This is a genomic window from Promicromonospora sp. NPDC059942 (assembly GCF_042731755.1).
Taxonomy (GTDB): domain Bacteria; phylum Actinomycetota; class Actinomycetes; order Actinomycetales; family Cellulomonadaceae; genus Promicromonospora.
In genome coordinates, this window is sequence record NZ_JBHWLR010000001.1 from 124708 (window position 1) to 148994 (window position 24287).

The 24287-nt window shown below is 72.9% G+C and carries 15 protein-coding genes; 8 read left to right on the forward strand and 7 right to left on the reverse strand.

Annotation, left to right across the window (positions count from 1 at the left end):
* Nucleotides 1–49 precede the first annotated feature (49 nt).
* Nucleotides 50–1051: a squalene cyclase gene (locus tag ACFV9Q_RS00540; RefSeq protein WP_377232668.1), complete on the forward strand. Its 1002-nt coding sequence runs from the start codon at nt 50–52 to the stop codon at nt 1049–1051.
* A gap of 180 nt (nt 1052–1231) precedes the next feature.
* On the forward strand, nt 1232–4006 hold the full coding sequence (locus tag ACFV9Q_RS00545; protein WP_377232669.1) for a hypothetical protein: 2775 nt from the start codon (nt 1232–1234) through the stop codon (nt 4004–4006).
* Between the two features lie 106 nt (nt 4007–4112).
* Here the strand turns inward: ACFV9Q_RS00545 and ACFV9Q_RS00550 are convergent, their stop codons facing one another.
* From ACFV9Q_RS00550 to ACFV9Q_RS00565, 4 genes are all read right to left on the reverse strand, one after another.
* On the reverse strand, nt 4113–5789 hold the full coding sequence (locus ACFV9Q_RS00550) for a cation:proton antiporter (protein ID WP_377232670.1): 1677 nt from the start codon (nt 5787–5789) through the stop codon (nt 4113–4115).
* 105 nt (nt 5790–5894) lie between these two features.
* A complete protein-coding gene (locus ACFV9Q_RS00555) occupies nt 5895–6419 on the reverse strand; it encodes a 2'-5' RNA ligase family protein (protein WP_377232671.1) in 525 nt (174 codons plus the stop codon).
* 21 nt (nt 6420–6440) lie between these two features.
* A complete protein-coding gene (locus ACFV9Q_RS00560) occupies nt 6441–7727 on the reverse strand; it encodes an MFS transporter (RefSeq protein ID WP_377232672.1) in 1287 nt (428 codons plus the stop codon).
* Between the two features lie 102 nt (nt 7728–7829).
* Nucleotides 7830–8525, reverse strand: a complete 696-nt coding sequence (locus ACFV9Q_RS00565) for a TetR/AcrR family transcriptional regulator (protein ID WP_377232673.1) — start codon at nt 8523–8525, stop codon at nt 7830–7832.
* An 81-nt stretch (nt 8526–8606) separates the two neighbouring features.
* On the opposite strand from ACFV9Q_RS00565, the gene ACFV9Q_RS00570 reads away from it, so the two are divergent.
* Complete coding sequence (locus tag ACFV9Q_RS00570; protein WP_377232674.1) at nt 8607–11732, forward strand: alpha-mannosidase; 3126 nt, start codon at nt 8607–8609, stop codon at nt 11730–11732.
* 4 nt (nt 11733–11736) lie between these two features.
* Here the strand turns inward: ACFV9Q_RS00570 and ACFV9Q_RS00575 are convergent, their stop codons facing one another.
* Nucleotides 11737–12708, reverse strand: a complete 972-nt coding sequence (locus ACFV9Q_RS00575) for a LysR family transcriptional regulator (protein ID WP_377232675.1) — start codon at nt 12706–12708, stop codon at nt 11737–11739.
* Between the two features lie 88 nt (nt 12709–12796).
* Between ACFV9Q_RS00575 and ACFV9Q_RS00580 the strand changes: the two genes are divergently transcribed.
* On the forward strand, nt 12797–13540 hold the full coding sequence (locus tag ACFV9Q_RS00580) for an SDR family oxidoreductase (protein WP_377232676.1): 744 nt from the start codon (nt 12797–12799) through the stop codon (nt 13538–13540).
* Here ACFV9Q_RS00580 and ACFV9Q_RS00585 read toward each other — a convergent pair.
* Both ACFV9Q_RS00585 and ACFV9Q_RS00590 read right to left on the reverse strand, forming a co-directional pair.
* Nucleotides 13537–14682, reverse strand: a complete 1146-nt coding sequence (locus tag ACFV9Q_RS00585; protein WP_377232677.1) for a class I SAM-dependent methyltransferase — start codon at nt 14680–14682, stop codon at nt 13537–13539. The genes ACFV9Q_RS00580 and ACFV9Q_RS00585 overlap by 4 nt on opposite strands.
* Nucleotides 14683–14785: 103 nt before the next feature.
* Nucleotides 14786–15214, reverse strand: coding sequence for a hypothetical protein (locus ACFV9Q_RS00590; protein WP_377232678.1), 429 nt, complete (start codon nt 15212–15214; stop codon nt 14786–14788).
* A 294-nt stretch (nt 15215–15508) separates the two neighbouring features.
* Here ACFV9Q_RS00590 and ACFV9Q_RS00595 point away from each other — a divergent pair, with 294 nt between their 5' ends.
* From ACFV9Q_RS00595 to ACFV9Q_RS00610, 4 genes are all read left to right on the forward strand, one after another.
* Nucleotides 15509–18910 (forward strand): CARDB domain-containing protein, encoded by a 3402-nt coding sequence (locus tag ACFV9Q_RS00595; protein ID WP_377232679.1) that lies wholly within the window; start codon nt 15509–15511, stop codon nt 18908–18910.
* Between the two features lie 149 nt (nt 18911–19059).
* Nucleotides 19060–19512, forward strand: coding sequence for a GNAT family N-acetyltransferase (locus ACFV9Q_RS00600; RefSeq protein ID WP_377232680.1), 453 nt, complete (start codon nt 19060–19062; stop codon nt 19510–19512).
* A gap of 142 nt (nt 19513–19654) precedes the next feature.
* Nucleotides 19655–20929, forward strand: a complete 1275-nt coding sequence (locus tag ACFV9Q_RS00605; protein ID WP_377232681.1) for a DUF4190 domain-containing protein — start codon at nt 19655–19657, stop codon at nt 20927–20929.
* A 188-nt stretch (nt 20930–21117) separates the two neighbouring features.
* The gene (locus tag ACFV9Q_RS00610; protein ID WP_377232682.1) at nt 21118–24138 is read left to right on the forward strand and encodes a hypothetical protein; all 3021 of its coding nucleotides are present in this window, start codon (nt 21118–21120) and stop codon (nt 24136–24138) included.
* Nucleotides 24139–24287 lie beyond the last annotated feature (149 nt).

The window sequence follows — 24287 nt, forward strand, 5'->3', positions numbered from 1 at the left end:
CACCCGCACTTGCCTGGAACGCGCGACGGTCGCGCTCTAGTCTCGGCGTATGACCTCCTCGCGGGTGTCCGACGACGTGCTGGCGTGGTTGCTCGACAGCGACCCGGCGCTGCGCTGGCAGGTGGAGCGCGACCTGGCACGCGCCCCCGACGCCGTCTGGCGCGCCACCCGGGACCGCGTGGCCACCGAGGGCCTCGGGGCGGGCCTGCTGGCCCGGCAGGACGACGCCGGGACGTGGGCCGGCGGCGCGTTCTTCCCCGCGGGCTTCGACTTCTCCGGACCGGAGGCCCAGCCCGGCGCCGGGCAGCCGTGGACGGCGACCACGTGGTCGCTCAACACGCTGCGCGAGTGGGGCCTGGACGCCGCCGTGCTGCACGACCGGGACACCGTCGCGCTGATCTCGGCCAACGCCCGCTGGGAGTACGACGACCTGCCCTACTGGGGCGGCGAGGTGGACGCCTGCATCAACGGGTTCACACTGGCCAACGGCGTGTGGCTCGGGGCGGACGTCCAGGGCATCGCCGACTGGTTCGTCGCGCACCAGATGGACGAGGGCGGCTGGAACTGCGAGTGGGTCGAGGGGTCGACCCGCGCCTCGGTCAGGTCCACGCTCAACTCCCTCAAGGGCCTGCTCGCCTACGAGGAGGCCACGGGTGGCACGGACGCCGTCCGCCAGGCGCAGGAGCGGGCCGAGGAGTACCTGCTTCAGCGGCACCTGATCCGGCGCCTGACCACGGGCGAGCCCGTCGCCGACTGGGTGTTCCGGCTCGCCTACCCGTTCCGGTCGTTCTACGACGTGCTCAGCGCCACCGACTACTTCCGCGCGGCCGCCGAGCTCCGCGGCACGCCGCCCGACGCGCGGGTCGCGGAGGCCGTCGAGCTGGTCCGCGCGCAGCGGCAGCCGGACGGCACCTGGCTGCAGGCGCGGCGCCACCCGGGCCGCGTGTGGTTCGAGGTCGACGTCGACGCGGGCCAGCCGTCGAAGTGGCTCACGTTCCACGCCGCGCGGGTGCTGGCCTGGTGGGACGACGCGGCCCACGGGAGCTGCTGAGGCGTCCCGGCCGGGCGCCTGATTCGATCATTAACGATCAGAATGTTGACCCCGTCGTGTGCCGACGCCTACGTTCGGGCTGAGCAGAGCACGGGCCGGTCGTTCAAAACGATCATGAACGATCACCGCTGATCGTCCCCCCGTGCGCCCGGTCCAGTCAACGACGACGGAGAGTGCCCCATGCCACGTCCCCACCGCCGCACGGCCAGATCCACCGCGGTCGCCGCGGTCCTCGTCCTCGCCGCGGGCGGCCTCCTGGCCCCCAGCGCGAGCGCGAGTGCGCCACGCGACGCGACCACGACGCCGTCGTCGGCCACGACGACCGCCCAGCCGGAACTGCCGGTGCTCCGCCTCGACGACCCGTCGATCGACTGGCGCGAGCTCCTGGTCGACGGCGACGACGTGGAGCGGCGCGCCGACGGCGACGCGTTCAACACGTTCGGCGGGTTCGGCTCGGTGTCCTGCAACAACACCTCCAACCTGCTGCTCGACTACAAGGAGGAGCAGCCGGAGGCGTACTGGCGGATCATGCGGATGCTCTTCGACCCGGTCACGGGCGCGGGGCTCAAGCACATCAAGGTGGAGCTCGGCGCGGACAGCAACAGCTCGTCGGGGGCGGAGCCGGCCACGAAGCGCAGCGCCGACGAGCCCGCGAACGTGCTGCGCGGCGCGGGCTTCCACTTCATCGCGGACGCGCTGACGATCAACCCCGACGTCGAGACCGAGGCGCTGCGCTGGGGCGAGCCGTCCTGGACCGGCAACGACCCGGTGAAGCGGTACCAGTGGTACAAGGAGACGATCGACGCCGCGTACGACACGTACGGGGTGGAGCTCGACTGGATGAGCCCGTCGCAGAACGAGGTGCGCGGGGCGACCTACCAGGCGTCCGAGCTGGCGTGGACGGTCCGGTTCGCGCAGTGGCTGGAGCGGGACGCCGTGGCACCGGACGCCCGGTACGACTACTCGCACATCAAGATCGTGGCGCTGGACTCCTACCGGGAGGGCGACGCCGTCGCGGCGCGGATCCTGGCCGACCCGGCGGCGCTGGAGCAGATCGACGCCCTGGCGTACCACTACGACATCGTGGGCGGGCCGAACGTCACGCGGCTGAACAAGGAGTTCGGCAAGGAGATCCTGTACTCCGAGGGCGTGGCCCCGATGATCGACCCGCAGTACCGGGTCGCGGCGGACCCGGCGCGCGGCGGCGTGGGCGGCACGGTCTCGGCCGCCGACATCGCGGACCGGTTCATCAACGCCTACCGCTGGAGCGGCGCCGGGAACGACCCCGCGCACATGACGACGTTCCTGTTCCAGCCCGCGGTCAGCGCGATGTACGAGGGCACGCAGTACTCGCCCAAGCACCTGGTGCGGGCCTCCGACCCCTGGTCCGGCTACTGGGAGGGCGACGTCGGCCTGGTCGCCGTGCGGCACTTCCACCAGTTCGTCGGCGACGGCTGGGAGTACGTCGAGGGCGCCACGGGCGGCGACGGCACCAAGGGCGACGGCGGCACGAACGTCGACACCTCCACCCGCACCGTCCTGACCGCCCGCACGCCCGCGGACGCCGACGGCGAGGCGCAGTGGTCGCAGGTGCACGCCAACAACACCCGCACCGACCGGTACTTCGAGGTCAAGGTCGCGGACCTGGGCCCCGCCGACCGGCCGCTGTACGCGTGGGAGACGCGCGGCCCGGACGCCGGCGAGGCGTACGACGCGAACTACTTCCAGAACACCGGCGTCTACGAGCCGGTCCGGACGGAGACGGTCGGCGGCGTCGAGCACGACGTCTACCGCGTGAAGGTGCCCGCGTACTCGATCGTCACGCTGTCGACGCTCGCGCACGGCGTCGGAGGCACCACCGAGCCGTACGCGCCGGGCGACTTCGCGCCCGACACCGCGGACACGATCCTGCCGCTGCCGTACCGCGACGACTTCGAGTACGCCGGGTACCCGGTGACGAAGGTCGGCGGCAAGAAGATGACCTACCTGGAGCGGCGCGGCGGCACCCCGCGGTACACGGCGGACCAGGACGGCGCCTTCGAGGTGGTCGACGCCGACGGGCGGCGCGGCCACGTGCTGCAGCAGCAGATCAACGCGGGCAACCGCGGGTTCACCTGGAACGTCTGGGGCAACGGGCGCCAGGACGTGCTCCAGACGGCGGCGCCGTCGACCGTGCTCGGCGACCACCGCTGGGCCGACTACACCGCGGCGGTGGACTTCCGGCTCGACGCCGTGGACCGCGACGCGACGCTGGAGAACTTCGCCGGGCTCGGCGTGCGCCAGGTCTACGCCCGCGGCGGCGACCAGGCCACCTACGCGGTCCGCGTGCACGAGGACGGCCGCTGGCAGCTCCGCAAGCTCGACCAGGTCGTGGCCTCGGGCACTGTCGCCGGGTTCGACGGCGCCCGGTGGCACCGGCTAGCGGTCGAGGCACGGGGGAACGTCGTCACGGCGACCCTCGACGACGACCGGCTCGCCCGGTGGACCGACGCCGCGGCCAACCCGGTGCTGACGGGCCGCATCGCGCTGACCAGCGGGTTCTACAACACGCAGTACGACAACCTCGCGGTCACCGCCGTGCCGGGGCACGCCTGGGCGTCGGAGAAGATCGACGACTCGGACGCGCGGCTGACCTACCCGGACGGCTTCACGTTCACCCAGGCGGGCTACGCCCACTTCAACCGGACGCAGCACGTCCTGAAGGCGGGGCAGTCGGTGGACGTGGCGTTCCGCGGCACCGGCCTGAACCTGTTCGGCGCCACGGCCGCCGCGACCCTGGAGGTGGCGGTGGACGGCGGGGTGCCCGAGACCGTGCAGGTCGGGCCCGTGGGCACCCGCGAGACGTCGTACTGGCTGCATGACCTGGCGAACCGGCAGCACACCGTGGAGATCCGGGTGGTGAGCGGCACGTTCACGCTCGACGGCGTCGACGTGCTGACCCCGGGACGTTCGTGACCGGCTGACCCGTGACTTCGGTCGGTTGCTTCGAGATCGGTCGGTCGACCGACCGATCTCGAAGCAACCGACCGAGCTCGGTGAACCGGGCCCTCAGGGGACGCCCTCAGGTGACCGGGCCGCCCCGCATCTCGATGTCGATCTGCGAGGCGTCCAGGGTCGCCAGCACGTGGGCCAGGACGTCGGCGTCGAACGTGCCGTTGTCGCGGGCGTCCAGCAGCGCCGACCGCTGGGCGGCGATCACCTCGAGGCGGTGCTTCTTGGACACCCCGAACGTCTCGGGCCTGGGGTCGCGCGTGAGCTCCGGCGGCTCCGGGATGGTCTCGGCGCTGGTGCGCAGCAGCTCGAAGATCCGCGTGCGCTCCGCGTCGTCCCGCTCCCGGACCGCCGCCTCGTCGACCGGCGGCGTGATGCGGCGCAGCAGCGGCCCGACCGTCCCGCCCTGGACCACGAGCGACAGCAGCGCCACCGTGAACGCGATGAGCACGAGGACGGAACGCTGCGGAGTGTCCTCGGGCAGGGTCTGCGCGGCCGCCACCGTGACGGCGCCGCGCATGCCCGCCCAGACCACGGCGGTGCCCTCGCGCCACCCGAGCGGTTCGCGCAGGAAGTAGTCGATGTCGGCCAGCACCCGGGTGATCCGGACCGAGAGCCGGTCGAGGTCCCGCTCCGTCGCCCGGCGGGGACCGCGCCGCTCCTGCATCCGCTCGAAGGTGTCCTGCTTGCCCTCCGGGGTGCTCAGCTCGTCCTGCATGCCCAGCAGCCGGTCCTGCATGCGTTCGCCGCGCCGGACGCGCCGGTCGAGCGCCGCGAGCAGCGGCGCGACGTAGGCCGCGCGCACCAGGAGCGTCAGCGCCAGGGCGCCGGCCGCGACGAGCACCGCGGGCCCGACGCCGGCGAGGTCCTGCTCCACGGCCGTCACCACCGACCGGAGCTGCAGGCCCATCGTGAGGAACACCGCGCCCTCCAGGACGAGCTCGACGGTGCGCCAGTTCTGCGTGTCCGACAGGCGGTTCTGCGGGGACAGCTCGCGCGGCGAGCGGAACCCGGTCACCAGGCCCGCGACGACGGCCGCGACCAGCCCGGACGCGCCAAGCGCCTCGGCCGGCACCGCCGCGACGAACGGGACCGTGAACGAGATGACGGTGTTCACGGTCGGGTCGGTGACGCGCCGTCGGACCGCGAGGTTGACCGCCCCGACGAGCACCCCCACCAGGAGCGCCACGACCACCGACCAGGCGAAGGTGCCGACCGCGCCCCAGAACGAGAACGACGCCGCCGTGGCGACGATCGCGGTGCGGAGCAGCACGAGCGCCGTCGCGTCGTTGAGCAGGCTCTCGCCGTCGAGCAGCGCCACGACGCGCTTGGACACCGGGGTGCGCCGGACGATCGAGGTCGCCACGGCGTCGGTCGGGCTGACCACGGCCCCCAGGGCGACGCCCCAGGCGAACCCGAGCCCGGGCAGGACCAGCATGAAGAACAGCCCGAGCAGCAGGGAGGTCGCCACCACGAGGAGCACGGACAGGCCGCTGATCGCCCCGAACTCCCGCCGGAAGTTCATGGCCGGCATCGACACGGCCGCCGAGTAGAGCAGCGGCGGCAGCACGCCCGCGAGGATCCACTCGGGGTCGATGTGCACGGCCGAGAACATGGGCAGGAAGCTCGCCCCGACGCCCACGGCCACCAGGACGAGCGGGGGCGCGATCCCCACGCGCGGGCCCAGCACGGACGATGCGGCGATCACCAGCAGGGCGCTCACGATCGCGACGAGAGGTTCGGTCACCCGACCCAGTGTGCGGCCGGCCGGGGGCACCCGCCCGGCCGCGCGTCACGGACGCCGGCCGCGCGTCACGGACGGTGGCCGCCCGTCACGGACGGTGGCCGCCCGTCACGGCACGGTGGTCAGCGGGTACGCGATCCCCGTCCCGGCATCCACCAGGGCGGCCCGGCTCAGCGTGCCGGTGAGCGGCACGATCTCGTAGACCGCCTCCAGCACCAGCGGCGTCTGGTCGAGCCGGGCGCGGGTGGCCACGGTGACGTGCGGCGTCCAGACGCCGGGCACGTAGTGCTTGTGCAGCTCGTCGTCGGTCGCGCCGAGCGCCGCGACCACCCGCTCCTGGCGGGCCGCGAGCACGCTCGTCACCGCCGGGACCAGGCTCATCCGGCCCCGGCGGAACGCACCGACGGCGTCGAACCGCACGGTCGTGGGTCCGGCGTCGGGCAGGGCCTCCATGGCGGCGCGCACCTTGTCCAGGTCCCAGGAGCGCAGCACCGCCAGGGAGAGGTGCGGCACGTGCCGGCGGTGGGTGTGGCTCGCGAGCGTGGGCACGCCCTGGTCCTCGAGTCGCTGCCACAGCCGTCGCAGGACCCGCTCGGTGGGCCTGTCGAAGAGCAGGCAGACGGCCAGCGCCACGAGGACAGCCTAGGACGGTGCCTACCGCACCTGCTTGACCCGGGTGACGCTGATCGCGCCCAGGACGCCGAGGAAGGCGCCGGTGAGGAAGAGACCCGGATAGCCGAACGCGGCGATCAGGCCGGGCGCCGCGACCGGGATCAGCGACTGGGGGAGCGACTGCGCGAGGTTGGCCACGCCCAGGTCCTTGCCCGCGGTGTCCGAGCTGGGCAGCACGTCCGCGATGAGGGCCAGCTCGACGGCGAAGAACGCGCCCAGACCCGCGCCGAGCACCAGCTCACCAAGGAACACCACCTCGATCGACGGCGCCAGCGCGATCACCGTGAGCCCGACGATGGCGATCGCCGCAGAGATGATCACGAACGGCTTGCGGCGCCGGAGCCGGTCGGAGAGCCAGCCGAGCAGGGGCGCGACGAGGACGATGCCGACCGCGTTGGCGAGGATCGCCTGGAAGACCAGCGTGGGTGCCTCGGCGTCGGACACCCCGAACTGCGCGATGAGGAAGTACGTGAGATAGCTGGTCGCGGTGAACTGCGTGGTGGTCAGGAAGAACCGCGTGAGCCACGCCCAGCCGAAGTCCGGGTTCTTGCGCGGGTCGAAGACGAACGAGCCGAGCAGGGCCCGCAGGCCGAAGGGCTCCCGGGTGCGCTCGGTGCGGGCCCTGTCCTTGACGGGCGCCACCATGACGACCATCAGCACCACGCCGATCAGGCTGGGCACCAGGTACTGCACCAGTCCGGCCGGGAAGAGCTGCACGAGGAACGTCGCGGCGACGCCGCCCACGTTCTGCGCCAGGCTGATGAACGACGCCACCCGACCGCGCCGTTCGGGACCGACCTGGTCCGGGAGCATGGCCACGAGCGCCGCGAGCGCGAAGTTCAGGCCGACCTGCGCGATGCTCCAGCCCACGAGCACCAGCGGCACGTTCGGTGCGAAGGCGATGATGACGATCCCGGCGTAGCCGACGGCGGCCCCCGAGAAGATCCACGGCTTGCGCATGCCGAGGCGGCTGGTCGTCCGGTCCGAGAACCGTCCCGCCAGGGGGTTGGCGATCAGCGAGAAGACCGCGCCGACGCCGAGGACCAGGCCGAGGTCGGCGGCGGAGTTGTCCAGGTCCAGCTCGCGCAGCCGCAGCGCGATGGTGATGACGAGCGGCGGGACGAGGGCGATCGAGAATCCGAGGATCGCCAGCGGGATCGCGACCTGGGGATAGCGCGAGCGCAGTGTCCCGGCGGACGCCGGGGTCGGGGGAGCGGCGACGGCCGTCGGGCCGGCGTCGGTGGGCACGGGATGGGGGTTCTCGTCCACGTCGACTTCTCTCTGCGAGCATTCCGGGCTGCGGTGCCCGGGCAGGAGTCAACGTAACACCAAAAAGTTCCGCGTGGAACTTTTTGGTGATCCCGGTCGGTGCTACCCCTCAGTCGGCCCCTCTGTCGGCCTCAGGAGCTCCTCCAGGAGCCTCATCCCCTCGAGCATGTCCACGTCCGGGTCGAGCAGCCACTGCGTGGAGAGCCCGTCCATGGCGGCGATCACCAGGGAGGCCGCCACCTGAGGCGAGATGTCGGACCGCACGGTGCCGGCGGCCTGCGCGACGCGCAGGATCGCCAGTGCCTCGTCGCGCAGCGACCGGTAGCGCTCGACGAAGAACGTGCGGGAGTGCTCGTTGTCGGACTCCAGCGCCCGGGCCACCATGCTGTGCCGCAGCGCCATGAGGCCCGGCGTCCGGCGGGCGTAGGCCTCCAGGTGCGCGGTGAAGTCGGTCGGGGCGGCGCCGCTCTCGCGGGCGTCGGCCAAGGCCTGGCGGTCCTTCTCGCGGAGCACCTCCAGGAAGAGCTCCTCGCGGGTCTCGAAGTACCGGCGCAGGGCGGCGTGGCTCACGCCGATCGCCTCGCCGATGGCGCGCAGGCTGGTGCCCTCGGACCCCAGCTCGGCGAACACCCCGATGGTGCGGTCGAGGATCTGCTGCCGGCGCAGGATCCCCTTGGGATATCTGCCGCGCGGTCGCGACCGGCCCTCCGGTCCCGTGCTCTCCGGCCCCGTGCTGCCCGGCCCCGTGCTGCCCGGCCCCGTGCTGTCCGGGGCCTCGGCGCGCTCGCTCTGCGACACGTCCCACCTCCTGTTGCTCGCCGGACCACAACCTATCAGCGCGAAAAGTTCCACGTGGAGCTTTTCTGTTACGGTGCCCTCATGAACGACAACGCCGTCCAGGTCGAGCACCGGGTCAACAACACGGTCCGCGACCTCCTCGTCCCCGCCCTCTTCCCGCGCAGGGCGCCCGTCCGCGTCACGGCCTGGGAGGTGCCCGACGAGCCCGTGCCCTTCGCGGAGGCCGTGGCGCACGAGTTCACGCCGTTCGAGGTGGGCCAGGCCTGGAGCAAGCCCTGGGGGACCACGTGGTTCCACGTCACGGGCTCCGTCCCGGAGGGCTGGGGGCGCGCGGGCACGACCGTGCAGCTCTTCGTCGACCTCGGCTTCTCGCGCCTGATGCCCGCCTTCCAGGCGGAGGGCCTGCTGTACCGGCCGGACGGCTCGATCATCAAGGGCGTCGAGCCGTTCAACCACGTCGTGGACGTCGACGGCGACGCGGTGGACGTCTTCGTGGAGGCGGCGTCCAACCCGAACATGCTGGAGCACTTCTTCGCCTCGGCCCCGCCCACCCCGGCGGCGGGGATGGCGGCGGCCCTCCCGGGGACCTTCCTGCCCGCCGGCACCTCCCGCATCGCGCGCCTGGGCCACAAGGCGACGGCCGGCACCGAGCCCGTCTACACGCTGCGCGACGTCACGCTCGTCGAGCGCGACCTCGACGTGGACGCGCTGCTGAGCGACATCACCGCGCTCGTCGGCCTCGTGCGCGAGCTCGACGCGGGCCTCCCGCGCCGGGCCGAGATCCTGGCCGCGCTGGACCGGGCGTGCGACGCGATCGACCCGGACGACGTCACGGCGACCGTCGCGTCCGCCCGGAGCGAGCTCGCGGGCGTGCTCGCCGCCCCCGCCCACGCGACCGCCCACTCGATCGTCGCCGTCGGCCACGCGCACCTCGACTCCGCCTGGCTGTGGCCCACGCGGGAGACCGTGCGCAAGGCCGCCCGCACGTTCTCCAACGTGCTCGACCTGATGGACGCCGACCCCGACTTCGTCTTCGCCTGCTCCAGCGCGCAGCAGCTCGCGTGGGTCAAGGAGTACTACCCCCAGCTCTTCGAGCGCATCCGGGCCCGGGTCGCCGAGGGCCGGTTCGTCCCCGTGGGCGGCATGTGGGTCGAGAGCGACACGAACCTGCCCGGCGGCGAGGCGCTGGTGCGCCAGTTCCTGCACGGGCAGGGGTTCTTCCTCCGCGAGTTCGGGACGCTCTCGCGGGAGGCCTGGCTGCCTGACTCCTTCGGGTTCACCGCGGCCTTCCCCCAGATCGCGCGCTCGGCCGGCACCGACAGCTTCCTCACCCAGAAGATGTCCTGGAACGACACCAACCGGATGCCGCACCACACCTTCCTCTGGGAGGGCCTGGACGGCACCCGGCTCTTCACGCACTTCCCGCCGAACGACACCTACGGCTCGGACCTGGGCGCCGCCGACCTCGCCAAGGCGCAGCGGCAGCACGCCGAGAAGGCGACGTCGAACACGTCGGTCACCCTGTTCGGCTGGTCCGACGGCGGCGGCGGGCCCACCCGCGAGATGATCTCCGCCGCGCGCCGTACCCGGGACCTGGAAGGCTCCCCGCGGGTGACGCTCGGCGCACCGGCCGACTTCTTCGCGGCGGCCAAGGAGAACCTGCCGCACCCCGCCGTCTGGACGGGGGAGATGTACCTGGAGACCCACCGGGGCACCTACACCTCCCAGGCCCGGACCAAGCTCGGCAACCGGCGCAGCGAGCACCTGCTGCGCGAGGCCGAGCTGTGGAGCGCGACGGCCGCCGTCCGCGGTCTGCTCGACTACCCCTACGAGCGGCTCGACACGATCTGGCACACGGTGCTGCTGCAGCAGTTCCACGACATCCTCCCCGGCTCGGCGATCGCCTGGGTCCACGAGGAGGCCGAGGAGGCCTACCGGCGGGTCGGCGAGGAGCTGGAGGGCATCATCGCGGCCGCCCAGCGGGCGCTCGCCGGCGACGGGGGAGCCACCGTCGTGTTCAACGCGGCACCGTTCGCGCACGGGGACGTGCCGGCGCTGGGCGCCGCGGTCCTCGCCCCGCAGGACGACGCCGCGGGGCAGGGCGCGGGCCCGGGTTCGACGCCGGCCGGACCGACGCCGGACGTGACCCCGGCCGCCGTCCCCGGCGGCTACCGCCTCGACAACGGCCGCCTCTCCGCGCGCTTCGACGCCGCGGGCCTCCTGGTCTCCCTGGTCGACCTGGCGTCGGGCCGCGACGTCGTCCCCGACGGCGAGCAGGCCGGTCTGCTGCAGGTCTTCCGGGACCGTCCCAACATGTTCGAGGCGTGGGACATCGACCGCTCCTATGCCAACGCCGTCACCGAGCTCCGCACGCCGGACGCCGTCGAGGTCGTGGGCGACGTCCTGACGGTGACGCACACCCACGGCGGCTCCACGATCGTGCAGCGCTTCCGGCTCGCCGCCGACGCCGCGGAGCTGCAGGTCGAGACGGAGGTCGACTGGCACGAGCAGGAGAAGCTGCTCAAGCTCGCCTTCCCCGTGGACGTGCGCGCCGACGACTTCGCCTCCGAGATCCAGTTCGGGCACGTCATGCGGCCCACCTTCGCGAACACGTCCTGGGACGTCGCGCGGTTCGAGACCGTCGCCCACCGGTGGGTGCACGTCGGCGAGCCGGGGTTCGGGGTGGTCGTTGCCAACGCGTCGACGTACGGGCACGACGTGACCCGCTCCACGCGCGCCGACGGCGGCACGACGACCCTGGTCCGGCAGTCCCTGCTGCGCGCGCCGAAGTTCCCGGACCCCGAGGCCGACCAGGGGTCCCACGTCTTCCGGACCACGATCGGACCGGCCGCGACGGTGCTCGACGCCGCGGCCGCCGGCTACCGGCTCAACCTCCCGGCTCGCCGTGTGCAGGGTGACCCGGGCGCCGCCGTCGACCCGATCGTGACGGTCTCGGCCCCGTCGGTCCTGGTCGAGTCGGTGAAGCTCGCCGAGGACCGGTCGGGCGACCTCGTCGTCCGGCTGTACGAGGCGCAGGGCGCGCGGACCGCGGTCACCCTCGGGCTCGGCACGCCGTTCTCGACGGCGTGGCGCACCGACCTCCTGGAGCGCGACCTCGGCGAGCAGACGTGGGCGGGCGGGGAACCGATCGGCCTGGAGCTGCGCCCGTTCCAGATCGCGACCGTCCGCGTGCGGACGACGTCCTGAACCGTCAGGCCACGGGTACCGGCGAGGCAGTGGCTGGCGAGGCGGGGACCGGCGGGAGGGGAGCCGGCTGGTCGGCCGGCCCCGCACCCAGGGCGTCCGTGGCCGCGGCGCGGAAGGCGTCGCCGGACGCGTCCGGGCCGGGGCGGTAGGCCGCGACCACCTGGACGGGCTCGGCCCCGACGATCGGGACCGTGGTCACGCCGGGCCAGAGGGCGAGCCGGCGGTCCCCCTCCGGGAGGATCGCCACGGCCTCGCCGGCTGCGACCAGCTCCAGCTTGTCCTCGAAGGTCTCGACCGTCGAGGGGGCGAGCGGGACGGGCGCGGTGCCGCCGCCGTCCTCCAGCCGCCAGAACGAGGTCCAAGCCTCGTCCGTGGCGCCGCACGAGACGCGGGCCTCGCCGTCGAGCTCGCCCGGTGTGACGCCGTCGCGCCCGGCGAGCGGGTGGGCGGTCGAGACGGCGAGGACCCGGCGCTCTTGGTAGAGGGGGACCACGCGGAGGCCCTCGGCGGGCAGCGGGAGGCGGGCGATCAGCCCGTCGACCGCGCGGTCGCGCAGGGCCTGCGCGGCGCTCGCCTCCTCCAGGTGCCGGGTGCGGACCAGGGTGCCGGGCAGGCGCGCGCGCAGCGCCCTGGCCACGTCCCCGACGTCGGTGCCGCCCGTGTGGCCGAGGGTGAACGTCCGGGACGTGCCCGCCTCCCGGGCCACGGCCGCCGCCCGCCGGGCCTGCCCCAGCAGGGCGCGCGCGTGCGGGAGGAACGCCGTCCCGGCCTCGGTGAGCACGCTGCCGTGCGGCGTGCGGTCGAGCAGGCGGGCCCCGAGCTGGTGCTCCAGCCGCTGGATCTGGCGGCTCAGCGAGGGCTGCGCGAGGTGGAGCGCGTCGGCCGCGCGGCCGAAGCCGGCGTGCTCGGCGACGGCGACGAAGTACCGGATCAGCCGCAGGTCCAGGTCCAGGTCCAGGTTCTCTTCGACCGTCATGATGTCAGTCTATGACATGCAGTTCGGCTATGGCCGGGTGCGGAACAGGTCTTGGACCGCGCGCCGGTCGCGGCCGTTGACTGGAGCCATGAGCGAGTACGCAGACAAGAAGATCGTCATCACCGGCGGCAGCACCGGGTTCGGCCTGGAGACGGCGCGGCTGCTGACCGCCCGCGGCGCGCGGGTGCTGATCACCGGCCGGGACCAGGGCGCCCTGGACGCCGCGCGGGCCGAGCTCGGCGACCGTGCTGTCGCGGTGCGCAGCGACGCGTCGTCCCTCGCGGACATCGACGCGCTGGCCGACCGGGTGCGCGCCGAGTTCGGCACCATCGACGGGCTCTTCGCCAACGCGGGCATCAACGGCTTCGCGCCCTTCGAGGCCACGCAGGAGGACATGTTCGACGAGCTGTTCGCGATCAACACCAAAGGCCCGTACTTCACCGCGCAGAAGCTCGCGCCGCTGATCGCCCCGGGCGGCGGCGTCGTGCTGACGACCTCCGTCGCCAACGCGCTCGGCCTGCCGATGCTCAGCACCTACGGGGCCACCAAGGCCGCCGTGCGGTCGTTCGCGCGGAGCCTGGCCCGCGAGCTGCTGCCCCGCGGCATCCGCGTCAACGCCGTGAGCCCCGGGCCGATCGACTCAGGCATCCTGGCCAAGTCGATGCCCCCGGAGGCGGTCGAGCAGACCAAGGCCCAGATGGCGGGGGAGAATCCCATGGGGCGCCTCGGCACGGTGGACGAGATCGCCCGGGCGGTGGCGTTCCTGCTGTTCGAGGCCACGTACACGACGGGCGCCGAGCTGGTGGTGGACGGCGGCGGGTCCCAGCTCTAGGACGTCCCCGCCTCCTTCATCCGGTAGAACCGGAAGAGGCCGAAGTCCTCGATCGGCAGCACCTCGAACTCGCTGAACCCGGCGGCCGCGCCGTACTCCCGCAGCAGCGAGGGCCGCAGCACCGTCCCCGTGGCGGCGCTCGGCCGGCTGGAGCGGCCGTCGGGCAGGCAGATGAAGATGCTGTACCCGTACATCAGGCGCTCGACGTCGTCGCCGTCCGGCGCGAACGTCTCGGCCACGGCCTCGTCCATCACGATGAGCGGGGCGCCCGGCGCGAGGGACTGTCGGACGGCGGCGAGCACCTCGACCGGCCGCGGCATGTCGTGGACGCACTCGAAGGCGAAGGCCGCGTCGTACCCACCCTCCGGCAGGTGCGCCGCGTCGCCGTGGGAGAAGCGGACCCGGTCGCCGACGCCGGCGGCGCGCGCGTTCTCGGTGGCCATCGCCACCGACGGCGCGTCGATGTCGATGCCGTGGACCGTCGCGCCGGGGTAGGCCCGGCCGAGCGCGATGCTCGACCAGCCGCCGCCGGAGCCGACGTCGAGCACCCGGGCGCCGGGCCGCCCGAGCCGTTCGTGCAGGTCGGCGACGCCGGCGAGCGCGTCGGCCAGCCGGTGCTCGAACCACGGCCGGTTCATGTCGGACTGCCCCTCGCGCGCGTCGTCGCCGAGGTCGTCCCAGCTCACGCCGCCGCCGGTGCGGTAGGCGTCCAGCAGCTGGGGGAGCGCGCCGCCGACGGCGCCGAACATCCGGGCGACGGGAGCGAGCAGGTCGAGGTGGTGAGGGTTCGTCAGGATCTCCGCGGTGCCCGGCGGGATGCTGAAGACCCGCGCGTCGGGGGCGCCGTCGGAGTCGAGGCGCAGCAGGCCGGTGACGGCCTGCTGCTCCAGCCACTCGCGGGCGTAACGGGCGTCCGTGCCGGTGCGCTCGGCGAGCTGGGGCGCGGTCGCAGGGCCGTCGTCGACGAGCGAGCGGTACCAGCCGAGGCGGTCGCCGAGGAACGCCGACAGCAGGTCGACGGTGCCGAGGACGGCGCCGAAGAGACGCTCGGACACGGCGGCTGCCTCGGCGGAGGCGGGGTCCGTCGGCGCCGCGGTTGTCGGGGCCGGGCCGGTCGGCGCTGCGTCGGTGCTGGGATCCATCTCTCCACGGTCCGCCTGTCGCGTGCGGCGCACCACCGCGGGGGTGGGGGATTTTCGCCTGGCGGGGTCCAGGCACCCGCCGGTCAAGCCCCGGCGTCCAGCCCTACAAGTCCGCCGACCCCCGGTAGTGCGCGTGCGCCCGCGCCCGTAGCTCCGGCGTCGCCGCCGCGCGGAGCGCGTCGAAGTACTCGCGCAGGGGCTGGCCGGTCTCGATCCAGCGCAGCTCCGCCTTGGACACGTAGTCGCCGCAGCCGGTGCAGAACGAGCGGTCGCCGTAGAGGAACGGGTTGGCGAGGTAGCTGCGGACGATCTCCTCGGGCATGCCCGTGCCCGCCCCGCAGACGAGGTGGCGGTAGGTCTGGGGGACGCCGTCGAGCGAGCCCTCGTACCGGGCGTCGGGCGTCAGGGTCACGTGATCCTTCTGCTGGCCGTCCCGGCGGCGCCGCTGGTGCCACCACGAGTGCAGGGGGAGCGTGGCCCGCGAGACGGCCCGGTGACAGAACGGGCAGGTGAGGGGTGCGGCGTCGGACATGCGGGCCATGATGCCAGCGCTTCCGGGTGGCCCCGGACCCTTGACGTCCCAGGTTTCGCCCTCGTAATATCCGAACCGCAAGACTGCAAGAACTTGACAGACAACGAGCACAAAGCAGTGCACGTACTGCAACTCTGCACTCTCGCCCCCGGCACGCAGCCCCTCTCGGGCTGCCTCGGTGGCGCCGACCCGACCCACCCAGGACGTCGACGCGCACCGGCCCGGTCGCGCCGACGTCGGGCGCCGTTGCCCAGGGTGGCCGAGCCCGCCACCGGCGGGAGAACGAGGACGTTCATGAGAATCCCCTGGAAGCACACGGTCGTGACGGGCGCCGCGCTGGCGCTCGTCGCACCGCTCGGCCTGGCCGTCGTCGCGCACGCCGCGGACGCCACCAACCTCGCCCTCGGCAAGCCGATCACGGCGTCGTCCGTGACGCAGACCTACGTCGCGGGCAACGCCAACGACGGGAACACCGCCTCCTACTGGGAGGGTGCGGGCGGGCAGTACCCGGCGCACCTCACGGTCGACCTCGGGCAGGACTCCGACGTCGAGCGCGTCGTCGTCAAGCTCCCGCCGCCCGCCGCGTGGTCCCCGCGCACGCAGACGTTCAGCGTGCTCGGGCGGTCCGACGGCGAGTCGTCGTACCGGACGCTCAAGGCCTCCGCGGCGTACGCCTTCGACCCGGCGAGCGGCAACACGGTCGAGATCCCGCTCGACGCCGAGGCCGACGAGGTGCGCCTCGCGTTCAGCGCCAACACCGGCGCGGGCAACGGCCAGGTCTCCGAGCTCCAGGTCTGGGGCACGCCCACGGGCGGCGGCGACCCGACCGACCCGCCGGACCCGACCGATCCCACCGACCCGACCGGCACCAACTACGCGCTGAACCGTCCGGCGGCGGCGTCGTCGACCGAGTGGACGTACGTCGCGGCGAACGCCGTGGACGGGCAGACCGGCACGTACTGGGAGGGCGCCGGCGGACAGTACCCGTCGACGCTCGACGTCTCGCTGGCCGCGCCCACGCAGGTCAGCAGCGTGCGCGTCCGCGTCAACCCGGACGCCGCCTGGGGCGCGCGCACGCAGACCTTCTCGGTCTGGGGGCGCTCGGGGACGGGCGGGTGGCAGGAGATCAAGGCGTCCGCCGGGTACGCGTTCGCGCCCGGGAGCGGCAACCTCGTGGACATCCCGGTCACCGGCACGGTCACGGACGTGCGCCTGCGCTTCACGGCCAACACGGGCGCGGGCAACGGCCAGGTCGCCGAGGTCGAGGTCTACGGCGCCCCGGCCCCCAACCCGAACCTCACGGTCACGGCCGTGACGGCGTCCCCGGCGTCGCCGACGGCGACCACGCCCCTGACGCTCACGGCGACCGTGAAGAACACCGGCGACCGGGCCTCGGCGGCCACGACGCTGGACGGGAAGCTCGGCGGCAGCACGGCCGGCTCGTCGGACGTCGCCGCGCTCCAGCCGGGCGCGACCGCCCAGGTGCAGGTCGCGGCCGGGACCAAGCCCGCCGGTGAGTACACCGTCGGCGCCGTCGTCGACCCCGCCAACACGGTGGCCGAGCAGGACGAGACCGACAACGCCTTCACGGCCACGGCGAAGCTCGTCGTCGGCGAGGCGCCCGGGCCCGACCTGGAGGTCGTCTCGGTTACCTCCAACCCGGCCAACCCCGCCGTCGGCGCGGCGGTGACCTTCTCCGTCCAGGTGCGCAACCGGGGCAACCAGGCGGTCGCGGCCGGCTCGGTGACCCGCGTGGTGGCGGGTTCGACCACCCTGAACGGCACGACGCCGGCCGTCCCGGCGGGCGGCACCGTCACCGTGACGCCGTCCGCGACGTGGACGGCGACCAACGGCGGTGTCACGGTGACCGCCACGGCCGACGCCACCGACGTCGTCGACGAGACGAACGAGGACAACAACACCGGCACGCTCGCGGTGACCGTGGGCCGCGGCGCCGCCGTGCCGTACACCACCTACGAGGCCGAGGCCGGCCAGTACACGGGCGCGCTGCTGCAGACCGACCCGCTGCGCACGTTCGGGCACACCAACTTCGCGACCGAGTCGTCGGGCCGTGAGTCGGTGCGGCTGAACAGCACGGGCCAGTACGTGCAGTTCACGTCCACCAACCAGACCAACTCGATCGTCGTCCGTAACTCGATCCCCGACGCCGCCGCCGGCGGGGGACAGGAGAAGACGATCAGCCTCTACGCGGACGGCCAGTTCGTGCAGAAGCTGACGCTCTCCTCGAAGCACTCCTGGCTGTACGGGACGACCGACCAGCCCGAGGGCCTCGTCAACACCCCGGGCGGCGACGCGCGCCGCCTCTTCGACGAGTCGCACGCGCTGCTCAGCCGGTCCTTCCCGGCGGGCACGGTGTTCAAGCTCCAGCGCGACGCCGGGGACGACGCCGCGTTCTACATCATCGACCTGGTCGAGCTCGAGCAGGTGGCGCCGGCCACCTCGAAGCCGGCGCAGTGCACGTCGATCACCGAGTACGGCGCGGTCCCGAACGACGGGCTCGAGGACACGGCCGCCATCCAGGCCGCCGTCACCGCGAACCAGGAGGGTGAGATCGACTGCGTGTGGATCCCGGCGGGCCAGTGGCGCCAGGAGAAGAAGATCCTCACCGACGACCCGCTCAACCGCGGCACGCACAACCAGGTGGGCATCAGCGACGTCACGATCCGCGGCGCGGGCATGTGGCACTCGCAGCTCTACAGCCTCATCAAGCCGCACCTCGCCCCGGGCGTCATCAACCACCCGCACGAGGGCAACTTCGGGTTCGACATCGACGACAACGTCCAGATCTCCGACATCGCGATCTTCGGCTCCGGCGACATCCGCGGCAACAACGGCCAGGAGGAGGGCGGTGTCGGCCTCAACGGGCGCTTCGGGCAGAACACCAAGATCACCAACGTGTGGATCGAGCACGCCAACGTCGGCGTGTGGGTGGGTCGCGACTACACCAACATCCCCGAGCTGTGGGGGCCGGGCGACGGCGTCGAGTTCTCCGGCATGCGCATCCGCAACACCTACGCGGACGGCATCAACTTCAGCAACGGCACGCGCAACTCGCTCGTGTTCAACTCGTCGTTCCGCAACACCGGCGACGACGCGCTGGCCGTCTGGGCCAACCCGTACGTCAAGGACCGCAACGTCGACATCGGCCACGACAACGCGTTCCGCAACAACACCGTCCAGCTCCCGTGGCGTGCCAACGGGATCGCCATCTACGGCGGCTACGACAACTCCATCGAGAACAACCTGGTCTACGACACCATGAACTACCCCGGCATCATGCTGGCGACCGACCACGACCCGCTGCCGTTCTCGGGGACCACGCTCATCGCCAACAACGGCCTGTACCGCACCGGCGGGGCGTTCTGGAACGAGGACCAGGAGTTCGGGGCGATCACGATCTTCCCGCAGACCCATGACATCACCGGGGTCACCATCCGCGACACGGACATCGTCGACTCCACCTACGACGGCATCCAGTTCAAGAACGGCGGCGGCAACATGCCCGACGTCCGGATCACGAACGTGCGGATCGACGGGTCGAACAACGGCTCCGGCATCCTCGCGATGGGCGGCGCCCGCGGCAACGCGATCCTGTCGAACGTGACCGTCACCAACTCCGGTGAGGGGGACGTCGAGAAGGAGCCGGGTTCGCAGTTCGTGTTCACCGGGCAGTAGGTCACTGCTCCGAGCAGGCAGGCGAGCGAGCAAGGACGACGACGGCGGGGTGTCGGCACGTGGTGCCGGCGCCCCGCCCCGGCCTGTCGGCCGGGGGTGTCAGTGGCTCCGCGTACCTTCGGAACCACGATGCAGCGACGGGAGGAACCATGGTGCTGCGACTCGAGGAACTGAGCGTCGACAATCTCGGCGACGTCCTGCGCCTGCCGCCGCAGGCCGGTGACGACGAGCCGGTCGCTCCCACGGTCTGGTCGGTCGCCGAGGCGTACGTCCATCCGACCGCCTGGCCCCGGGCGGTGACCGACGACGGTGTGGTCGTCGGCTTCGTCATGGCCAACTGGAGCCCCGAGGAGCCGGAGCCGGCCTTCCGCGCGGGCATCTGGCGGCTGAACGTCGCGACGGCGGCCCGCGGGCGCGGCGTCGGGCGGTTCGCCGTCGAGCAGGTCGCCGCGGAGGCGCGACGCCGCGGCGTGGAGCGGATCACTGTGCTGTGGGACGCGACCCACGCCAGGAGCCCCGAGCAGTTCTACCTGCGGTGCGGGTTCCGGCCCACGGGTGAGCTGCTGGGCGAGGTGGTCGGGGAGCTCGACGTGGTGACGTGAGGCAGGCGGACGGGCGTGAGCCGACCGGGGATTTCACCCCGGCCGCTCGGCCTTGACAGGGCTTTTTCCGACATTTGTCCGGGCTTGACCCATACGATGTTGAGCCAGAGAAGGCGCCGGTCGCTCCGACAGGGCGGTGCCGGTGACAGACGTGCGACGCGGCGACGGGGGTACACGGGTGGACGAGCGGGAGTCGGAAGAGACTCAGGACCTGCGGTTCACCGCGCCGGAGCCGCCGATGGGGGACACGCGGCCGATGGCGCCGCCGTCGTCCGCCGCTCCCGGGCCCACGCCGCCGTCCGTGGTGCCGCGACCGTACGAGTCGTACCCGCAGGGGTCGTCCTACCAGCAGTCGCCCCAGCAGCAGGCGCAGTACCCGCAGGCGCCCTATCCGCAGGCCCCGTACGTGCAGCCGCCGTATCCGCAGGCGTCGTACTCGCAGGTGCCGGGCGCGCCCGGCACCGGGCCGGGGGCGCCGACCAACCCGCAGGCGACGGCGAGCCTCGTGCTGGGCATCTCGTCGCTGTTCCTCAGCCTGCTGTTCGTGCCCTCGATCCTCGGCGTGGTGCTCGGGATCGTGGGGGTCGCGCGCTCGCGCCGCACCGACCCGCCGGTCGGGCGGGGCGCGGCGATCACCGGCATCGTGCTCTCGCTGGCCGGAGCGGTGCTCGGCGTGTTCGCCGCGGCGGCCGTGACGGACTTCGTGTCCGACACGGCGCGGACGATCGTCGAGGAGAGCGCCACCACGCCGCCGGACGAGGAGGACGGCGCCACGACCCCCGACCTGGAGGAGTTCGTCCGGCTCGACGCGGCGCAGTGGGCGGCCGTAGCGGACAACCCCGACGAGGCCGAGGGGCGGGCCGTCGTGCTGTACGCCGTGGTCGTGCAGTTCGACAACAGCACGGGTCCGGACCGGTTCCTGGCCGGCGCGGGCGTGAACCAGCCGGGCGCCGAGTACGAGCTGGAGACCAAGGCCGTCTTCATCGGCGACGAGGCCTTGCTCGACGGCGTGGAGTCCGGCGACGTGCTGAAGATCCATGCCGTGGTGCAAGGGGGCTTCACCTACGAGAACCAGATCGGTGGCGTCTCGACGGTGCCGGCGCTGAACGTCGCGAAGCTCGAAGACGTGGGTATGGCCGACCTGAGCAAGGACGTCGAGCTCGGGGCGATCGATTCCATGGCACCCGGTATCAACCGGGTTCCGGTCACCGTGACGAACAGCGGCACGCGGACGTTCGACTACTTCGTCGACGTGGTGGTCGAGAGCAAGGACGGCAAGACGACGTACGACACGAGCACGGCCGTGGTCGAGGGCGTCAAGCCCGGACGGACGGCCGAGACGACCGTCGACTTCTTCGTGGACCTCCCCGCGGACGCCGTCGTCCGGGTCGAACTGGTGGAGCGCTACCCCGAGTAGCGGGCCTAACTGGACGACGTGAGCCGGCGTCGGGCGCCGACCGGCGGCCGGCGGCCGGCGGCCGCGCCAGAGGGCGCCATCTTGTCATTCGTCATACATCTCATTAGTCTGTGGCGGCCGGGCATGTTAGCGCTCACAAAGATGGGGCGGCCCGGAGCAGCAGCACGGATACGAGGGAGTACTCCAGCATGCAAGCCACCCACACCCCCGAGCGCCCGGGACCATCGGCGCGGACGCCGGGCGGACCGCGCGGCAGCCGACGACAGGGCAGCCGACGACAGGGCAGCCGACGACAGGGCAGCCGGCGACGGGGCCTGACGGCATCGGTCCTGGCCGGAGCCCTGCTCACCGCCGGCGGACTGGCGGGCAGCGTGTCGGCGGCCGCCGACGTCGACCCGGCCGGTCCGGCCGAAACGGCCGGCTCCGGTTCCGGCGCCGCCGCGACCATCGCCGTCGACGGCGGGAGCGACGGCCGCACCTACGACGGCGTCGGCGCGATCTCCGGCGGCGGGGCGACGTCCCGGCTGCTGCTGGACTACCCGCGCGAGGAGCGGGCCGAGATCCTCGACTACCTGTTCAAGCCGGGCTACGGGGCGTCACTGGAGATGCTCAAGGTCGAGATCGGCGGCGACACCAACACGACCGACGGCTCGGAGTCGAGCCACGAGCACGTGCGCGGCGAGGTCGACTGCGACGCGGGCTACGAGTGGTGGCTCATGGAGGAGGCGGTGAAGCGCAACCCGGACATCACGCTCGGCGCGCTCGCGTGGGGCGCGCCGGGGTGGCTCGGCGACGGCGAGTACTACTCGGCGGACACGATCGACTACTTCGTCGACTGGCTCGACTGCGCGGCCGGGCACGGGCTCACGATCGACAACGTGGGCATCCGCAACGAGCGCGAGTACGAGGCGCAGTGGGTCAAGGACTACCGCGCCGCCCTCGACGCCGCCGGCTACGCGGACGTGCGGATCATCGCCTCGGACGAGGCCGCGCGCCGCGGGGAATGGCCCATCGCCGTCGACATGACGAACGACCCGGAGCTGTTCGACGCCGTGGACCTGCTCGGCAACCACTACTCGCGCGGGCCCAGCTCCGCCACGGCCCAGGCGCTGGGCAAGCCGCTGTGGATCTCCGAGGGCGGGCCGTGGTCGGCCGAGTGGGGCGCTGGCGGCTCGTCCGCCTCGGTGCCCTCGCTCATCAACCACGCCTACCTCGAGGGCCGCATCACCGGCGTCAACTTCTGGAACCTGCTCACGGCCTACTACGACGGCCTGAGCATCTCCGACGCCGGCCTGATGCGGGCGAACACCCCCTGGTCGGGGGCGTACCAGGTGCAGTCCGCGATCTGGGCGGTCGCGCAGACCACGCAGTTCGCCGAGCCCGGCTGGCAGCACCTGGACGCGTCGTCGGGCTACCTCGACGCCGCCGACACCGCGCAGGGCAGCTTCGTCACGCGCAGGGCACCGCGCGGCGGTGACTGGAGCACCGTGATCGAGACGATCGGCGCGACCGCGCCCCGCACGGTCACGCTCTCGGTCGCCGGCGGCCTGAAGGCGCGCGACCTGCACGTGTGGCAGTCGACGGCGGACGACCGGCTGGTCCGGCAGCCCGACCTGCGGCGAGCCCCCGACGGCACGTACACGGTGACCGTCCCCGCGAACGCGGTGGTCACGGTGACCACGGTCAACGGCAAGGGCCCCGGCAATGCCGAGGGTGAGCACGAGTCCGCGTTCCCGTTCCCGTACGAGAACAGCCTGGCGGACGGCGGCCCCAGCGGGCAGACGCCGTACTTCTCCCAGATGGAGGGTGCCTACGAGGAGCGTCCGTGCGCGGGCGACCGGCGCGGCACGTGCCTGACGCAGGTCTCGCCGCAGCCGGCGATCTCGTGGGCGGCGTGGAAGAAGCCGACCGGGATCCTGGGCGACCTGAACTGGTCCGACTACGCGGTCGGGGTCACGGCGTACGTGCCCGCGGACGGCACGGCCGAGGTGCTGGGCCGCGTGTCCAACGACGCGATGCAGCCGGTGCCCAACGGCTACGGCCTGAGCCTGGGCGCCGACGGCACGTGGTCCCTCGGCCGGGGCGAGCCCGGCGGACGGGCCCGGCTGGAGCTGGCCTCGGGGACGCTCGACGGCGGCACGTCCGAGGGCGCCACGGCGGACGGCGCCGGCTGGCACGACCTGGGGCTGTCCTTCGACCAGGACGTGATCACGGCGACGGTCGACGGCGCGCAGGTCGCCGAGGTCACCGACACCACCTGGACGTCCGGCATGGTCGGGCTCTCGGGCGACTACGCGCCGGTGCAGTTCGCCGACCTCGCCGTCGGCCCGCTGCGGCCGGTCGCGACGATCGACGACGCGGCGGGCGCCGAGGAGGCGGCCACGGGCGCAGCGGCGCAGGACACAGCGGCGATCACCTACGAGGGCAACGGCTGGACGCACTGCTCCGCGAACGAGCGCCACGGCGCCCGGTGCCCCGCCGTGACCGCCGGGCAGCTCCGCGACGCCGTCGGCGGCACGGTCAGCGCGAGCCGCGACCGCGGCGACGCCGCGGTCGTCACCTTCGACGGGACGCAGGCCACGCTCACCGGCGTGGCGGGCCCGCACGGCGGGACGGCGCGGGTCTCGGTCGACGGGAACGAGCCGGTGGTGCTGTCCTACGCCGACCGCGGCGAGGTCGAGTGGCGCACCCCGGTGCTGGTCGACGGCCCGCACACCCTGCGGTTCGAGGTGGCCTCCGGGCGCTCCAGCGGCTGGGTCTCGGTGGACCGGGTCGACGTCGCGCCCGGGGGCGGCGGGACGAGCTCGGTGGACGACCAGAGCGAGGGCACCGGCCAGGGCCGCCTCGACTACCACGGGGACGGCTGGCTGAGCTGCCCCGGCTGCATCAACCGCACGGGCCTGTACCACTCGTCGGTGACGTCGACGACGGTGGCCGGCGACTCCGTGGACTTCCGGTTCACGGGCTCGTCCGTGGACCTGTACGGGCTGCGCGCCTCCAACCAGGGGCTCGCCACCGTGCTGATCGACGGCGTCGAGGTCGGTTCCGCCGACTTCTACGGCCGCACCCGGGTGGGCAACCAGCTCATCTGGTCGAGCCCGGACCTGGGCTCCGGCGAGCACACGCTGACCCTCGTGGCGACGGGTCAGGGGAGTGAGTCGGCCTCCGGGACCGGCGTCAACGTCGACCGGCTGGTGGTGCGCCGGTAGCCCTACGCCGTAGTCACGCCGACGTCGGCACGCGCGCCGCGCCGCCGGCCGCCCCCCCCCCCCCCGCTCGGCAGTAACTCCCCTTCGCCCCCCGGGTGCCCCGCGGCGCGCTACAAAACCACCCCCAACCACCACGGAAACCGTGCATA

What these genes read in the sequence shown, in the direction of transcription:
- ACFV9Q_RS00540 (WP_377232668.1), top strand. Translation starts at nt 50, where the DNA reads ATGACCTCCTCGCGGGTGTCCGACGACGTGCTGGCGTGGTTGCTCGAC.
- ACFV9Q_RS00545 (WP_377232669.1), top strand. Translation starts at nt 1,232, where the DNA reads ATGCCACGTCCCCACCGCCGCACGGCCAGATCCACCGCGGTCGCCGCG.
- ACFV9Q_RS00570 (WP_377232674.1), top strand. Translation starts at nt 8,607, where the DNA reads ATGAACGACAACGCCGTCCAGGTCGAGCACCGGGTCAACAACACGGTC.
- ACFV9Q_RS00575 (WP_377232675.1), bottom strand. Translation starts at nt 12,708, where the DNA reads ATGACGGTCGAAGAGAACCTGGACCTGGACCTGGACCTGCGGCTGATC.
- ACFV9Q_RS00580 (WP_377232676.1), top strand. Translation starts at nt 12,797, where the DNA reads ATGAGCGAGTACGCAGACAAGAAGATCGTCATCACCGGCGGCAGCACC.
- ACFV9Q_RS00585 (WP_377232677.1), bottom strand. Translation starts at nt 14,682, where the DNA reads ATGGATCCCAGCACCGACGCAGCGCCGACCGGCCCGGCCCCGACAACC.
- ACFV9Q_RS00590 (WP_377232678.1), bottom strand. Translation starts at nt 15,214, where the DNA reads ATGTCCGACGCCGCACCCCTCACCTGCCCGTTCTGTCACCGGGCCGTC.
- ACFV9Q_RS00595 (WP_377232679.1), top strand. Translation starts at nt 15,509, where the DNA reads ATGAGAATCCCCTGGAAGCACACGGTCGTGACGGGCGCCGCGCTGGCG.
- ACFV9Q_RS00600 (WP_377232680.1), top strand. Translation starts at nt 19,060, where the DNA reads ATGGTGCTGCGACTCGAGGAACTGAGCGTCGACAATCTCGGCGACGTC.
- ACFV9Q_RS00610 (WP_377232682.1), top strand. Translation starts at nt 21,118, where the DNA reads ATGCAAGCCACCCACACCCCCGAGCGCCCGGGACCATCGGCGCGGACG.